Annotated in this window: 15 protein-coding genes and 1 tRNA gene; 13 read left to right on the top strand and 3 right to left on the bottom strand. The window is 58.8% G+C overall.

Annotated elements, in window-relative coordinates:
- Nucleotides 1-110: 110 nt before the first annotated feature.
- A tRNA-Ser gene (locus tag MGMAQ_RS08995) sits at nt 111-200 on the bottom strand.
- 173 nt (nt 201-373) lie between these two features.
- Between MGMAQ_RS08995 and MGMAQ_RS09000 the strand changes: the two genes are divergently transcribed.
- From MGMAQ_RS09000 to MGMAQ_RS09050, 11 genes are all read left to right on the top strand, one after another.
- A complete protein-coding gene (locus MGMAQ_RS09000) occupies nt 374-619 on the top strand; it encodes a hypothetical protein (protein ID WP_148560908.1) in 246 nt (81 codons plus the stop codon).
- A gap of 72 nt (nt 620-691) precedes the next feature.
- Complete coding sequence (locus tag MGMAQ_RS09005) at nt 692-1,477, top strand: YdcF family protein (protein ID WP_046021276.1); 786 nt, start codon at nt 692-694, stop codon at nt 1,475-1,477.
- 24 nt (nt 1,478-1,501) lie between these two features.
- On the top strand, nt 1,502-2,704 hold the full coding sequence (locus MGMAQ_RS09010; RefSeq protein ID WP_052716274.1) for a lytic murein transglycosylase: 1,203 nt from the start codon (nt 1,502-1,504) through the stop codon (nt 2,702-2,704).
- 38 nt (nt 2,705-2,742) lie between these two features.
- Nucleotides 2,743-3,720: a septal ring lytic transglycosylase RlpA family protein gene (locus MGMAQ_RS21045; protein WP_158498826.1), complete on the top strand. Its 978-nt coding sequence runs from the start codon at nt 2,743-2,745 to the stop codon at nt 3,718-3,720.
- A gap of 18 nt (nt 3,721-3,738) precedes the next feature.
- A complete protein-coding gene (locus MGMAQ_RS09020; RefSeq protein ID WP_252508706.1) occupies nt 3,739-4,890 on the top strand; it encodes a D-alanyl-D-alanine carboxypeptidase family protein in 1,152 nt (383 codons plus the stop codon).
- Nucleotides 4,887-5,528, top strand: coding sequence for a dTMP kinase (gene tmk / locus MGMAQ_RS09025; RefSeq protein ID WP_046021277.1), 642 nt, complete (start codon nt 4,887-4,889; stop codon nt 5,526-5,528). The genes MGMAQ_RS09020 and tmk overlap by 4 nt, the downstream gene beginning before the upstream one ends.
- Complete coding sequence (locus MGMAQ_RS09030) at nt 5,525-6,571, top strand: DNA polymerase III subunit delta' (RefSeq protein WP_046021278.1); 1,047 nt, start codon at nt 5,525-5,527, stop codon at nt 6,569-6,571. Before tmk ends, MGMAQ_RS09030 begins: the two co-directional genes overlap by 4 nt.
- A gap of 23 nt (nt 6,572-6,594) precedes the next feature.
- The gene (gene metG, locus MGMAQ_RS09035; protein WP_046021279.1) at nt 6,595-8,154 is read left to right on the top strand and encodes a methionine--tRNA ligase; all 1,560 of its coding nucleotides are present in this window, start codon (nt 6,595-6,597) and stop codon (nt 8,152-8,154) included.
- A gap of 29 nt (nt 8,155-8,183) precedes the next feature.
- Nucleotides 8,184-8,489 carry a hypothetical protein gene (locus tag MGMAQ_RS09040; protein WP_046021280.1) on the top strand — a complete coding sequence of 102 codons (306 nt, stop codon included), beginning with the start codon at nt 8,184-8,186 and terminating at the stop codon, nt 8,487-8,489.
- A 22-nt stretch (nt 8,490-8,511) separates the two neighbouring features.
- Complete coding sequence (locus tag MGMAQ_RS09045; RefSeq protein ID WP_046023156.1) at nt 8,512-9,303, top strand: TatD family hydrolase; 792 nt, start codon at nt 8,512-8,514, stop codon at nt 9,301-9,303.
- A gap of 12 nt (nt 9,304-9,315) precedes the next feature.
- Complete coding sequence (locus tag MGMAQ_RS09050) at nt 9,316-10,089, top strand: MBL fold metallo-hydrolase (protein ID WP_046021281.1); 774 nt, start codon at nt 9,316-9,318, stop codon at nt 10,087-10,089.
- A 228-nt stretch (nt 10,090-10,317) separates the two neighbouring features.
- Here the strand turns inward: MGMAQ_RS09050 and rsgA are convergent, their stop codons facing one another.
- Entirely contained in the window at nt 10,318-11,268 is a 951-nt protein-coding gene (gene rsgA / locus MGMAQ_RS09055; protein WP_198409181.1) for a ribosome small subunit-dependent GTPase A, read from the bottom strand.
- A gap of 354 nt (nt 11,269-11,622) precedes the next feature.
- On the opposite strand from rsgA, the gene MGMAQ_RS21290 reads away from it, so the two are divergent.
- Nucleotides 11,623-11,877, top strand: coding sequence for a hypothetical protein (locus tag MGMAQ_RS21290; RefSeq protein ID WP_046021283.1), 255 nt, complete (start codon nt 11,623-11,625; stop codon nt 11,875-11,877).
- A 44-nt stretch (nt 11,878-11,921) separates the two neighbouring features.
- On the top strand, nt 11,922-12,719 hold the full coding sequence (gene mazG, locus MGMAQ_RS09065; RefSeq protein WP_046021284.1) for a nucleoside triphosphate pyrophosphohydrolase: 798 nt from the start codon (nt 11,922-11,924) through the stop codon (nt 12,717-12,719).
- Here the strand turns inward: mazG and MGMAQ_RS09070 are convergent.
- Nucleotides 12,716-13,582: an NAD(P)-dependent oxidoreductase gene (locus MGMAQ_RS09070; RefSeq protein ID WP_046021285.1), complete on the bottom strand. Its 867-nt coding sequence runs from the start codon at nt 13,580-13,582 to the stop codon at nt 12,716-12,718. The two genes, mazG and MGMAQ_RS09070, sit on opposite strands and share 4 nt — an antisense overlap.
- Nucleotides 13,583-13,606 lie beyond the last annotated feature (24 nt).

Consider the following 13,606-nt stretch of genomic DNA (forward strand, 5'->3'; position numbering starts at 1 on the left):
CAGTGAAGTGCAGTGAATAGAGAGGGGATGCCAGGGAGATGTTATGGGGATAATAAACTCAAATGACTCGATTACAGAAGCAGCCTGTTAGGGCATTAGCAGTGGAAATCTGGCGGATGGGGTGGGATTCGAACCCACGAGAGGCGCGAACCTCTGCCGGTTTTCAAGACCGGTGCCTTCAACCGCTCGGCCACCCATCCTCGGAGGCCTTAGGTCCCAGATTTGGGCTCGAGCGTCAAGGGAAGACGCAAGGAATGTGAAACCAATCGCCTCGCCGGGTCACTCAATGTTAGAAAAGAACAAGCGCCATTGATGGAGGAGGACCGCAACGGTGTCCTATGGAATACACACGAAACAACTCGCGACCGGCCTATTGCTCCTGGCTTTGAGCCTCCCTTGCGCTGCCCGCGCCGCTGATCCGGATCCCAAGCAAATGCTGGAGGAGGGGGCTCGGACAATCTTTGGGGCATTGGAACTGCTGATGCTATCCATCCCCCAATACTCGGCGCCTGAGATCTTGCCCAATGGCGATATTATCATTCGTCGAGTCCAGCCGATGCCAAAGAAAAATGGGGATGAGCCGACCAAAGGCACCCACGACAGCGAAACGCGCACCTGACCTATCCGTTTACTCCCCTTTAAGGGGATTGGGGCATTCTCGACTCTGCCAAAGTCCGCAGCGGGTGCCCGGTTGTTTTTTTACGCTTCCAAGATTTTCTGGTTTCTGGTCGGGCCTCTCAACCTCACCTTTTTGTTGGTGCTGATTGGGGGGCTGCTGCTTTGGACCCGATGGTTCCGACTGGGTCGGGGACTGATTGTCGGCGCCTTGCTGATCATCGGCTTTGTTTCCGTGGTGCCCCTGGGGCCCTGGTTGGTGGTCAGCCTGGAGGACCGGTTTGTCCCGCCAACAGGTTTGGAAGCGGTGGACGGCATCATTGTCTTGGGCGGAGTGATCTCCGGGCCTCTATCCGAAGCGCGTGGGCAGGTTGCCTTGGGCAGCGCCGCTGAGCGTCTGACGGTGCTTCCAGGCCTGGCGCAGAGGTACCCCGAAGCAACAATCGTCTTTACCGGCGGCTCAGGGGATCCGTTTGACCAAAGCCGCAAGGAAGCCGACTACCTGCGGCCATTGCTGGTTTCCATGGGCATGGATCCGGGCCGGGTCATTTTGGAGAATCAATCGCGCAATACCTGGGAAAATGCCACGCGGACCCGCGAAAAGGTTCAACCGGGCGAGGGGTCGAAATGGCTGCTGGTGACCTCCGCCATCCATATGCCCCGGGCCATGGGCTGTTTTCGGCAAGCCGGCTGGTCGGTGATTGCCTATCCGGTAGACTATGGCACCCGGGGAGGAGAAGATATCGCGCCATCTTGGAATCCAGGCATCGGATTCGGCGCATTGAGCGCTGGACTGCATGAATGGCTGGGGCTGTTGTTTTACTACCTGACCGACCGCACGAATGCCTTATTTCCGGCCTAACGCAACAAGAGTTCGAGCACAGAAATGGTGAGAATCAATATGAAATTGGCTGGTTCGCTGGTCTTGGCGACATTGCTGGGGGGCGTATCCCATCCTGCCGCGGCCCAAGCGCCCTTTGAAGATTGGCTGGGGGGCTTGCGTCAGGAGGCGCAAAGGAAAGGGGTTTCAAAGGGAATCCTCGACCGCGCCCTGAAAAACCTGCAACCAGTGCCGCGGGTGCTGGAGTTGGATCGCTCGCAGCCGGAATTTACCCAGACCCTGTGGTCCTATCTGAACAAGCGTATTAACGACACGGTCATCAACCGAGGGCGGGAGATGCTGGCCAAACATGGCCCGCTGCTGGATCGGGTGGAAGCCCAATACGGTGTCCAGAAACGCTTTTTGGTCGCTTTCTGGGGCCTGGAAAGCTACTTCGGCAAGTATACCGGCACGTTCCCCCTCGTCGGTGCCTTGGCCACTCTGGCCCATGACGAACGGCGATCCGAGTTTTTCCGTGCCCAACTGCTGGCGGCGCTGCAATCCATGCAAGACGGGGATATCCCGGTCGAGGCGAAAAGCTCCTGGGCCGGGGCCATGGGCCATTGCCAGTTCATTCCCACCACCTTTCGCGGCTATGCGGTGGACTTCAATGGCGACGGCAAGCGCGACATGTGGAGCAGCCTGGAAGATGTCTTTGGCTCGGCGGCCAACTACCTTTCCAAATCAGGCTGGAACCATGATCGAACCTGGGGCCGGGAGGTCAGCCTGCCGGATGGGTTCAACCTGGATCAGGCGGGCCTGAAGATCAAAAAAAACCTGGCCGAATGGCAGGCATTGGGCGTGCGCCGGTTCGACGGGCGCGATCTCCCCAAAGTGGATATCGAAGGCTCGGTGATCCTGCCTGCCGGAATCGAAGGACCGGCTTTTATGGTTTATCAGAATTTCCGCACCATTATGGTTTGGAATCGGTCGCAGCTCTATGCGGTGGCCGTGGGTCATCTGGCCGATCGATTGGTCGGGAAAGGGCCATTCCTGACTCCGCAACCGAAAAACACCAAGGCCATGGCCCGTAAGGATATCAAGGCGATGCAGGACACTCTTAACGAATTGGGTTTGGATGCGGGCAAGCCCGACGGCATCGCCGGACCGCAGACCCGCGAGGCGGTGAAGGCCTATCAACGACACCATCATCTGCCCGCGGACGGCTACCCGTCTCATGGTCTTCTGGAACGGATGGGGATACTTTAGATGGGCATGGCTTGCCCGCTTCGGCGGGGAGAGATAAATTGGCTCGCGATCACCCGGGAATGGAACTGATGGTAACTTGGCAGACTCTTCGCCGCCCCCTTTGGGGCATCGCCGCTCTGACGGGCCTGGCGCTTTCCATGGCCACCAGCGGCTGCGCGCCGACCCAGCTTGTCGCCCATACGGCCAAACAAGTACAAGGACCGGCGGAAGTGGAGCCTCGCACCGAGTACGGCGGTACCTATAAGGTCGGCAAGCCTTATCAGATTGCCGGTATCTGGTATTACCCGGCGGTGGACTACGATTTTGACGAAACCGGGGTTGCCTCCTGGTATGGCCCGAATTTTCACGGAAAAACCTCCGCCAACGGCGAGATCTTCAATCAATGGGCATTGACCGCCGCCCATCGTACCCTGCCCATGCCCAGCTTTGTCCGCGTGACCAACTTGGAAAATGGCCGCAGCGTGGTGGTGCGGATCAATGACCGGGGACCCTTTGCCCATGAACGGGTGATCGATATGTCGCGCCGAGGGGCCCAGTTGCTGGGCTTCGAAAAACAGGGCACGGCCCGGGTTCGGGTCCAAATCATCGCCGACAAAAGCCGTCAGGTGGCCTCTCGGGCCCACGCCGGAATCGGCGTGGCCGAAAAGGACCGGACCGCCGTAGTTTCCCCGATTGTTTCCGGGGGCCGCCCCAGCGCAGAGGTGAATCAGCAGACTCTTTCTCCGCCGACCCTGGCCCCTGTGGCCAAGGCATCGCCGCCCGCTCAGCCCAAGGTCAATCCCGGTGTAGCGGGAGTCTATGTGCAAGCCGCGGCCTTCTCGGTTTATGAAAATGCCAATCGGGCCCGCGAGAGTCTGTCCACCATCGGCCCGGTGGAAGTTCACCAGATTCTGGTCAATGGACGGGATTGGTACCGGGTCAGGGTGGGACCGTTTTCTTCCGGCACTCAAGGGGCAAGGGCTTTGGCCCGGGTCGTCAACGCGGGTTTTGCCGATGCCCGTTTGGTCACCGAATAAGATATGGGAATGAACAAGATGGGTATGTCGACCTCCGCCACGCTGCGCAATCTGGTATTCGGCCTGGCGGCATTCGCCCTGCTATGGACCCCTCGCGCGCAAGCCATAGAAACCAAAGCCAAACAAGCCATCTTGCTGGACTTCAACACCGGAGCGGTCTTGTTCGAAAAGGAACCGGATACGCGCATGGCACCGTCATCCATGAGTAAGCTGATGACGGTCTTTATGCTTCTCGAAGCGCTCAAGGACGGTCGTTTGTCCCTGGAAGATACCTTTCCGGTCAGCAAAAAAGCCTGGAAAATGGGTGGCTCCAAGATGTTCGTCGAAGTGGACACCCGAGTGAAAGTGGAAGATCTGCTGCGCGGCATTATCGTTCAATCGGGCAATGACGCCTGTATCGTGGTGGCCGAGAGCCTGGGCGGGTCGGAGAGTGCCTTTGCTCAACTGCTGACGGCCAAGGCCCATGACCTTGGCATGGTCAACAGCAACTTCATGAATGCCTCAGGCTGGCCCCACAAGGAACATTGGTCCACGGCGCGGGATCTCTCTATTCTGGCGCGCGAGACCATAGCCAGCTTCCCCGAGTATTATCATTATTATTCCGAGCGTTCGTTCACCTTCAATAAAATCCGCCAAGGCAATCGCAACCCCTTGCTGTTCAAGGAAATGGGCGCCGATGGTCTGAAGACCGGCCATACGGAAGCGGGAGGCTATGGCCTCACCGCCAGTGCCCAGCGCAACGGGCGACGGTTGATCATGGTGGTCAATGGGTTGAAGTCGGTCCGCGCGCGGGCTTCCGAAGCTGAACGCCTGATGGAATGGGGCTTCCGGGAGTTCGGCAATTACGATCTGTTCCGCGCCGGTGACACGGTTCTTGAAGCGCCGGTTTGGCTGGGCGAGGCGGGCCAGGTGCCTTTAATTATCGAAGAAGACCTGATCATTACTCTCAAGCGCACCGCGCGTAAAAAAATGAAGGTTACGGTATCTTACGAAGAGCCAATTCCGGCGCCAGTGGTCAAGGGGACCCGCTTGGCGACCCTGCATATCTCCGCCCCGGAAAGCGAAGTCCACGAAATTCCGCTGGTGGCGGGAGAGAATGTGCCGCTCTTGGGGCCGTTGGGCCGCCTGGTCGCGGCCGTAAACTATTTGATTTGGGGGGGCAACGGGTGAGCCGTGGCCGCTTCATTACCTTCGAAGGCGGCGAAGGCGGCGGTAAAACCACTCAGATCGCGCGCCTGAAAGCCGCTTTGGAAGCCCGAGGAATCGTGGTCTTGCATACTCGCGAGCCCGGCGGCACCGAAGGGGCCGAGGAAATCCGCCATCTGTTGGTAACCGGTGACCCGGGCCGCTGGGATCCTGTTACCGAAGCCCTGCTCAACTTCGCCGGACGCCGTGATCATGTGGAGCGCAAGATCCACCCGGCCCTGACGGCCGGGACCTGGGTTCTCTGCGACCGATTTGCCGATTCCACCCGGGCTTATCAAGGCTATGGTCATGGCATGGATGACGACGATATCGAGAGCCTATACCGGGTCGCCGTGGGCAATCTGGTACCGGATTTGACGCTCATTCTTGATCTTCCGGTGGAGCAGGGGCTCCATCGCGCGGTTCATCAGCGCGGCGGCAGCGAAGACCGTTACGAACGGATGGACAAGGACTTCCATCAACGTCTGCGCGACGGCTTTCTAGACATCGCCCGTCGCGACCCCAAGCGCTGCACGATCATCGACGCCTCTTTGGAAATGGATGCGGTCACCAAGGCCATCTTCAAGGCGGTCCGCGATCGCTTGGACCTGGATCTGTCATGACCGAGTGGGCCTCGCCACGTGAAACCGCGGTACTGATCGGTCACGAGGCGGCGGAACAAGCCTTTCTCGATGCCTACAATGGTGGCCGCATGGCCCATGCTTGGCTGATCTGTGGCCCTAAAGGGGTTGGCAAGGCCACCCTGGCTTTCCGCATGGCGCGCTTTTTGTTGTCCCAAGGAGAAGAAGTTCAAGGCGGCGGCCTGTTTGGCGAGGCTCTGCCGCCCATGATTCCCGAAAGCTTGCATATGGATCCCGAAGATCCGTTGTTCCATCGGGTGGCCGCCGGAGCCCACGGAGACCTGTTGGTGGTTGAAAAGGAAATCAACCAACGCAGCGGCAAGCTGCGTGACGAGATCGTCGTGGACAACGTGCGCGGGGTCGGTTCATTTATGTCCCAGACGGCGCGGGAAGGGGGCTGGCGGGTGGTGATTGTCGATGCCGCCGACGAAATGAACCGCAATGCCGCCAATAGTCTGTTGAAAGTCTTGGAGGAACCACCCCGCCGAGCGATTCTGCTGCTGGTTGCCCATTTTCCGGGGCGATTGCTGCCAACCATCCGATCGAGGTGCCGCAAGCTGACGTTGCAGCCGCTGGACGATTCGATCATCCTTGACCTGCTGTTGAAACAAATGCCGGATTTGTCTTCCGAGGAGTCGCGGACCCTGGTGGCTCTGGCCGAAGGCAGCGCCGCCCGCGCCCTGACCCTGGCCGCCGAAGGGGGGTTGGAACTGGGGCAGGGGTTATTGGCTATCCTGGATGGCTTGCCGGACCTGGACTTGCCCAATCTACATAAACTGGCTGACAGCCTTGTCAAAGCTGGAGCGGGCGACCGTTTTGGCGTGGCCTGCGACATGGTTCGCTGGTGGTTGTCACGCCGAGTGAGACAAGCGGCCCTATCGGGGAAAGGGGGCGCTCTTGATCCCTGGCTTCAGGTATGGGAAAAGACCGATGATCTGTTGGCCCGCGCGGCTGGTCTGGACTTGGACCGCAAGCAGGTCTTTCTCACCCTGCTGCTGACCCTTCAAGGGGCGGCGCGGACCTGAACCCAAACCTGCCCGAGGTTATTATGTCGGCCCCCACCTATTACGTCACCACGCCCATCTACTACGTGAACGACGCGCCGCATATCGGGCACGCTTATACGACCTTGGCCTGCGACGTTTTGGCCCGGTTCAAGCGTCTGGACGGTTTCGACGTCAAGTTCCTCACCGGCACCGACGAGCATGGGCAAAAGGTAGAAAAATCCGCCCAGGCCGCCGGGACCGACCCGCAGGCCTTTACCGACAGGGTCTCGCAGAATTTCCGCGATCTGGCGGATTTCATGAATTTTTCCCACGATGATTTCATCCGTACCACCGAGCAACGCCACAAGATTTCAGTGCAGGATCTGTGGAAGAAGCTGCTGGCCGCGGGAGAGATTTATGAAGGCTCCTATGCCGGTTGGTATGCCACCCGCGACGAGGCGTTCTATACGGAATCCGAACTGGAGAAAAAGCCCGATGGCACCCGCATCGCCAAGGCCTCCGGTGCCGAGGTGGAATGGGTCGAGGAGCCCAGCTTCTTCTTCAAGCTGTCGGCCTGGCAGGATCGTCTGCTGGCCTATTATGACGCCAATCCCGATTTCATCCTGCCCAAGACCCGTCGCAACGAGGTGATCAGCTTCGTCAAGGGCGGGTTGCAGGATTTGTCCGTATCCCGCACCACCTTCAAGTGGGGCGTGCCGGTACCCGACAACGACGACCACATCATGTATGTCTGGCTCGATGCACTGACCAACTATATTACCGCCGTTGGCTATCCGGAGACCGAGAACGGGGAATATGCCACCTATTGGCCCGCCGACGTGCATATGGTCGGCAAGGATATCCTGCGCTTCCACGCGGTCTATTGGCCGGCCTTTTTGATGGCCGCCGGCCTGGAAGCGCCCAAGCGCGTGTTTGCCCATGGCTGGTGGACCAATGAAGGGCAGAAGATCTCTAAATCCCTGGGCAATGTCATTGACCCGATCCAGCTCGTGGAGACCTATGGCCTGGACCAGGTGCGCTATTTCCTGCTGCGCGAAGTTCCCTTCGGCAACGACGGCGACTTTTCCCATAGCGCCATGGTCAACCGTATGAATGGCGAACTGGCCAATGATTTCGGGAACTTGGCGCAGCGCGTGCTGTCCATGGTGTTCAAGAACTGCGACAAGGCTTTCCCGGCCCATGGCGAGTTCACCGCCGAGGACAACGAACTGCTGGAGGCCGTGCACGGATTGATCGACGATCTGCGGGCGTCCATCGACCTTCAGGCCTTCAATGAAGCGTTGGAGAAAATCTGGGTGGTCATCCGCGCGGCCAATGCCTATGTGGATCATCAGGCGCCCTGGGCGCTGCGTAAGACGGATCCCGACCGCATGAAGACCGTGCTCTATGTGCTGAGCGAAAGCATCCGTCATCTGGCCATTGTGGCGCAGCCGTTCATGCCACAGACCATGGAAAAGCTGCTTGATCAGCTCAAGGTCTCGCCGAATCATCGGACTTTCGCTTTCCTGGGCCCCGAACACGCCCTGGAAGCGGGAGTCGAATTGGATAAGCCGCAGGGGATTTTTCCCCGTTTTGTTGATCCGGAGGCGGACAACGCCTGACCGGGAGTTCTTTTGGGAGGATTGCATTGATGAAAACCTGGATTGCCGCCGCCACCTTGGCCGCCGCCGCCTTGATCGCACAGCCGGGCCAGGCCTTGGACGCCAACTACAGTGCCGCTCAGGAAGCCCAGTTCCTGGATTGGTGCACCGGCACCAAAAGTGCCTCCGAAGGCATCTGCTCATGCACGCTGAAAAGCATTTCGGCCACCGTGCCGACCCAGGCACTGACCATGTTCCTCAATAGCCAAGGCGCCGGCGGCATGCCTACCTTTAATCAAGGGCTTGTGGCCACCACCGCCTCGGTGACTCAAGCGCTGGCCGTTTGTAGCCGATAGGAAATCCGCCATGTCCCGTTCCATGCTCGTCGATAGCCATTGCCATCTGGACTTTCCGGATTTCGATGACGATATGGACGGTGTCCTGGCGCGGGCGGCGGAGGCGGGGGTCGGCCTGATGCTGACCATCTGCACCCATGTAACCAGGTTCGATCAAGTGCGGACCTTGGCCGTGGAACATGATCAAATCTACTGCACCGTCGGCATTCATCCGCACAACGCCGAAAGCGAACCGGAATGCACCGCCGAACACCTGGTGAGGCTGGCTGATCATCCCAAGGTGGTCGGCCTGGGGGAAACCGGGCTGGACTATTTCTATGAGCATGCATCAAGGGAGTCCCAGCAACGAAGTTTCCGGGCTCATATCGAGGCGGCTCGGCGCACGGGGCTTCCGGTGGTCATCCATAGCCGCGACGCCGACGACGACATGATGGCCATCTTGGAAGATGAACATCGAAAGGGGGCTTTCCCCGGTCTCGTCCATTGCTTTAGCTCCGGACCGGAACTGGCAGAAAAAGCTGTTAATTTAGGTCTTTATATCTCCCTGTCCGGGATCGTCACCTTTAACAAGGCCGACAGTTTGCGCGAGACGGTTCGCGGGCTGCCATTGGATCGTCTCCTCGTAGAGACAGATAGTCCGTATTTGGCGCCGGTGCCCAAACGGGGCAAGCGCAACGAACCGGCTTTCACGGCTCATACGGCGGATCGTTTGGCCATAGAACTGCAAATGGACCAAGATCGATTTTACCAAGCCACAACGTACAATTTCCTTCGGCTTTTCAGCAAGATACCGGCTATCGAACAGGTGGCCTAAGGAGCACCCATTATGCGCGTGACCTTTCTCGGAACCGGTGGTTCCTCCGGTACGCCGGGTGTGCTGCAAGGTTGGGGTGCCTGCGATCCATCCAATCCGAAAAACCGCCGCCTGAGACCGTCGGTCCTGGTAGAAACCGCCACCACGTCCATTCTCGTCGATACCTCGCCGGATTTCCGCGAACAATGCCTGCAATCGGGCCTGAAGAAGCTGGATGCGGTTCTCTTTACCCATGCCCATGCGGATCATCTGCATGGCATCGACGATCTGCGCGCCATCAATCGACTGATTGATGCGGCGCTGCCGGCCTATGCGGACCATGAGACAATCCAAAGCATCAAGCATCGCTTTGGTTATGTATTCGAACCATTGAATCCCCAGGCCACGTTTTATTACAAGCCAACATTGGATGCCCATGAATTGCACGACGGCGATCATTTTGAAGTCGGCGACATGACCATCACTTGTTTTCGCCAGGACCATGGTTACAGCCATTCCATGGGGTTCCGCCTGGGTGACCTGGGATATTGCACCGATGTGGTGGCAATCCCGGATCATGGCTTCGAGATTCTGAAAGGGGTCTCGACACTGATCGTTGGATCATTCCGCGAAGAACCCCATGAGACCCATGCCCATGTGAACCGGGCACTGAGCTGGATTGAACGGGTGCAGCCTGAGAAGGGCTTTCTGACGCACCTCAGTGCCGAGGTCGATCACGATACCCTGGAGGCCAAGCTGCCGCGCGGCGTGCGCCTAGCCTATGACGGCCTGGTCATCGACGCCTGACAGCGCGGACAGTCCAAACCCACAAGAAACCGCCAACAAATTGATTTACAGGCCCTTTTCACGACAGCTATTATTTTCCATAATATACATTATGCGATAATTGGAGTTCCCCTGTTGCGCAAACGGGTTCGGTACCTTTTGGCCAAACGCTGTTGAATTGGTTTATGACTCTCTCCGATCAATGCCCGCTCATCGAGCGACCTTGATCGGATGGATGTTTGGCATTGGCTACTGCCTTTTTTGCAATTGCACCTGCCGGATCATCTTGCCCAACTGGCGATCCTTTCGTTTTCGTTCGGCCAGGCTGGAGGCATTGAAACGCTCTTCTCGAACCAGCTTGCGCCATCGGGCCAAACGGTCGCCATCGACGGCCCCGGTCTCGATGGCCTTGAGTATGGCGCATCCCGGTTCGGTCTCGTGCTGACAGTCGTTGAATCGGCAATGTTCCGACAGGTCTCGCAGGTCGGAAAAAACGTCCCCGACCCCTTCCTTGGCGTCCGTGAGCTGCAATTCCCGCATGCCCGGTGTATCCAAGGCCGTGCAGCCATTGGGCAACACATGGAGGTGGCGTCGTGTGGTAGTATGACGCCCCTTGCTATCGTCTTCGCGGATCCCTTGGGTGGCAATGGCACCATTGCCCGACAAGCCATTGATCAAGGTGGATTTGCCGACCCCGGAAGACCCTAGGAATGCCAAAGTCTGGCCCGGCGCGCACCATTCCGCCAACACGGCCTTCGGGGAGCCGCCGCGGGCATCCAGGATCCGTACCGGGACCCGGTTCGCTATTGCTTCGGCCCGGGCACGATAGTCGTCAGCGATCTCACAAAGATCAGCCTTGGTCAGAACGATCACGGGAACGACCTGAGCCTCGAAGGCCAGGGCCATATAGCGTTCCAAGCGGGCGATATTGAAGTCGTGGTTGCAAGACGAAACAATGAAGGCCGTATCGATATTGGCGGCGATCAACTGGATTTTCCGGTCCGTCCCGGGCGCGCGGCGCTTGAAAAGGCTTTTCCTCTCCAAGAGACGGCTTGAGCCGGGCCTCTCGCGATTGTAGAGCAACCAATCGCCGACCGTGGCATCGGCCATGGGCGGCAGCCGTGTATCAATGTCCTGGCCGACGATATGGTGCCCCGCCCTGTGCCCTTCAGTGATGCGGACTGGCGGCGTTACAGCCATTTCATCGGTACTGGTTTGCTGGGCGAAAAAAGGTTGCCAACCAAGAGCTTGCAGGATTGTTGTTGGGGCTGGCCTGGTATCGCGATGGTCCGAAACGGACGGCAGAAATTGCGAATAATCTCGTTTCATGGCTATGGAATCTTTCAAGATCCGGCCCCGGACACGAAGTCCGGGCACATAAGATGTCAGATAGTCTCATTCAGAGTGTCTGAAAACGCAGACCACCGCCGCACCTGCCGCGGGTTGGCGGGTGCTGTTCTCGGGTCCGGGTCTGCTCGGAAGGACCAAGGTCCTTCCCATCTTATCGGGTCATAAAATCTCCATTGCGATGGACCGGAGGTATCATCGCTTCCGGTGGATGTCAATCAATCCGTCGGATCGGTCCTGGAACGTCAATCCACCAGCGACTATCTGGAAAACCGGCAGCGGATCGAGCATCGCAAAGCCGCCCAGTGGATCCGCCATGCCACGAGAAACCTGGCCGCTGGGGCCATGTTGACCATGATCGCCGAAACCATGCTCCCGGAAGCCTACCTGAAAGGCGGTTCGCTCGTGGGCCTTTCCACCCTGTTCGGATTCCTCACTGCCATTTTGTCCTCGACCCTGTAGGGGCCATTGGCGATGATGCGCCCTGCCCTTACCGGAGTCTTTTCATGACCGAACAAACCGACCGCCTGCTCGCCATCATGGCCCGCCTGCGCGATCCCGATGGCGGATGCCCCTGGGACATCGTGCAGACCTATGACAGCATCGCGCCCCATACCATCGAGGAAGCCTATGAAGTGGCCGACGCCATCGAGCGCCGGGACATGCCGCATTTGAAGGATGAACTGGGCGATTTGTTATTTCAGGTGGCCTACCATTCTCAGATGGCCACCGAAGAAGGACATTTCACCTTTGAAGACGTGGCCAAGGCCATCTCGGACAAGATGGTACGGCGCCATCCCCATGTGTTCGGCGACGCGGAAATCGCCACGGCGGCCGACCAGACCCGGTCTTGGGAATCCATCAAGGCCGAGGAACGCAAGGCCAAGGCCGAGCAAAAGGGGGCCTTTCACTCCGTGCTAGACGATGTGACCCCTGGCCTCCCTGCCCTCACCCGTGCCCTGAAGCTGCAAAAACGCGCCGCCCGGGTGGGGTTCGACTGGCATGCGGACCACGATGTGATCGACAAGATCCGCGAGGAAGTGGACGAACTGGAAGCCGAACTGGAGAGCGCCGACAAGGACCGGATGCGCGACGAACTGGGCGATCTGCTGTTCAGTCTGGTCAATATGGCCCGGCGCCTGGAGATCGAACCGGAAAGCGCCCTGCGCCACGCCAACAGCAAGTTCATTCGGCGCTTCCAGGGCGTTGAACGGCAATTGGACCGTCTAGGCAAGACCCCGGATGAGGCGTCTCTGGAAGAAATGGACAGCCTGTGGAACCAGGTGAAAAGCCGGGAATCCTAACCCCTTAACAGTCGGATCAGCGACGAGGTATCCCACCGTCCGCCCCCCTGCTCCTGCAATTGGGCATAGAACTGATCCACCAGGGCGGTGACCGGCAGGCGGGCGCCGTTGCGGCGGGCCTCGTCCATGCAGATACCCAGATCCTTGCGCAAGAGATCAACCGCAAAGCCAAACTCGAATTTGTCGTCAAGCATGGTGTGGGAGCGGTTATCCATCTGCCAGGACTGGGCGGCGCCCTTGGAAATCACCTCCACCACCTTCTCCCCGTCGAGACCCGCTTTCTGAGCGAAATTGAGGGCTTCGGAGAGGCCTTGCAACAGACCTGTGATGGTTATCTGATTGACCATCTTGGTCATCTGGCCCGCCCCCACCGGTCCCATCAGGGTCACCGCGCGGGAATAGGCCGAAATCACGCCATCGACCTTGGCAAAATCCGTTTCGGAGCCGCCGACCATGACCGTCAGGGTGCCGTTCTCCGCCCCAATTTGGCCACCGGAAACCGGAGCATCCAAAAATCCCACGCCTTTTTCCATGGCCTCGGCCGCCATATCCCGGGCAACAGCAGCCGATGTGGTGCTGTGGTCGACGATGATAGCGCCTTTGTCCAGACCGGTCAGGACTCCATCCTCGCCCTGAAGCACAGAGCGCAGATCATCGTCGTTGCCCACGCAAATGCAGACCACGTCGGCATCCATCACGGCTTCGCGCGGTGTTTGCGCCATATCGCCATCATATTCGGCGATCCATTTTTCGGCTTTTGCCGTCGTACGATTGAAGACCGTGACCTCGTGACCGGAAAGGGAAAGGTGCCCGGCCATGGGGTAGCCCATGACCCCGAGGCCGATGAAGGTGACCATGCTCATGAAGGGAAACTCCGAAGGACTGCG

It is taken from the genome of Magnetospira sp. QH-2 (genome assembly GCF_000968135.1).
Taxonomy (GTDB): domain Bacteria; phylum Pseudomonadota; class Alphaproteobacteria; order Rhodospirillales; family Magnetospiraceae; genus Magnetospira.

Bases quoted from the DNA above. Each gene is read 5' to 3' on its own strand.
- MGMAQ_RS09010 (WP_052716274.1), top strand. From the start codon at position 1,502: ATGGTGAGAATCAATATGAAATTGGCTGGTTCGCTGGTCTTGGCGACA.
- MGMAQ_RS09020 (WP_252508706.1), top strand. From the start codon at position 3,739: ATGGGTATGTCGACCTCCGCCACGCTGCGCAATCTGGTATTCGGCCTG.
- MGMAQ_RS09030 (WP_046021278.1), top strand. From the start codon at position 5,525: ATGACCGAGTGGGCCTCGCCACGTGAAACCGCGGTACTGATCGGTCAC.
- metG (WP_046021279.1), top strand. From the start codon at position 6,595: ATGTCGGCCCCCACCTATTACGTCACCACGCCCATCTACTACGTGAAC.
- MGMAQ_RS09040 (WP_046021280.1), top strand. From the start codon at position 8,184: ATGAAAACCTGGATTGCCGCCGCCACCTTGGCCGCCGCCGCCTTGATC.
- MGMAQ_RS09045 (WP_046023156.1), top strand. From the start codon at position 8,512: ATGCTCGTCGATAGCCATTGCCATCTGGACTTTCCGGATTTCGATGAC.
- MGMAQ_RS09050 (WP_046021281.1), top strand. From the start codon at position 9,316: ATGCGCGTGACCTTTCTCGGAACCGGTGGTTCCTCCGGTACGCCGGGT.
- rsgA (WP_198409181.1), bottom strand. From the start codon at position 11,268: ATGGCTGTAACGCCGCCAGTCCGCATCACTGAAGGGCACAGGGCGGGG.
- mazG (WP_046021284.1), top strand. From the start codon at position 11,922: ATGACCGAACAAACCGACCGCCTGCTCGCCATCATGGCCCGCCTGCGC.
- MGMAQ_RS09070 (WP_046021285.1), bottom strand. From the start codon at position 13,582: ATGAGCATGGTCACCTTCATCGGCCTCGGGGTCATGGGCTACCCCATG.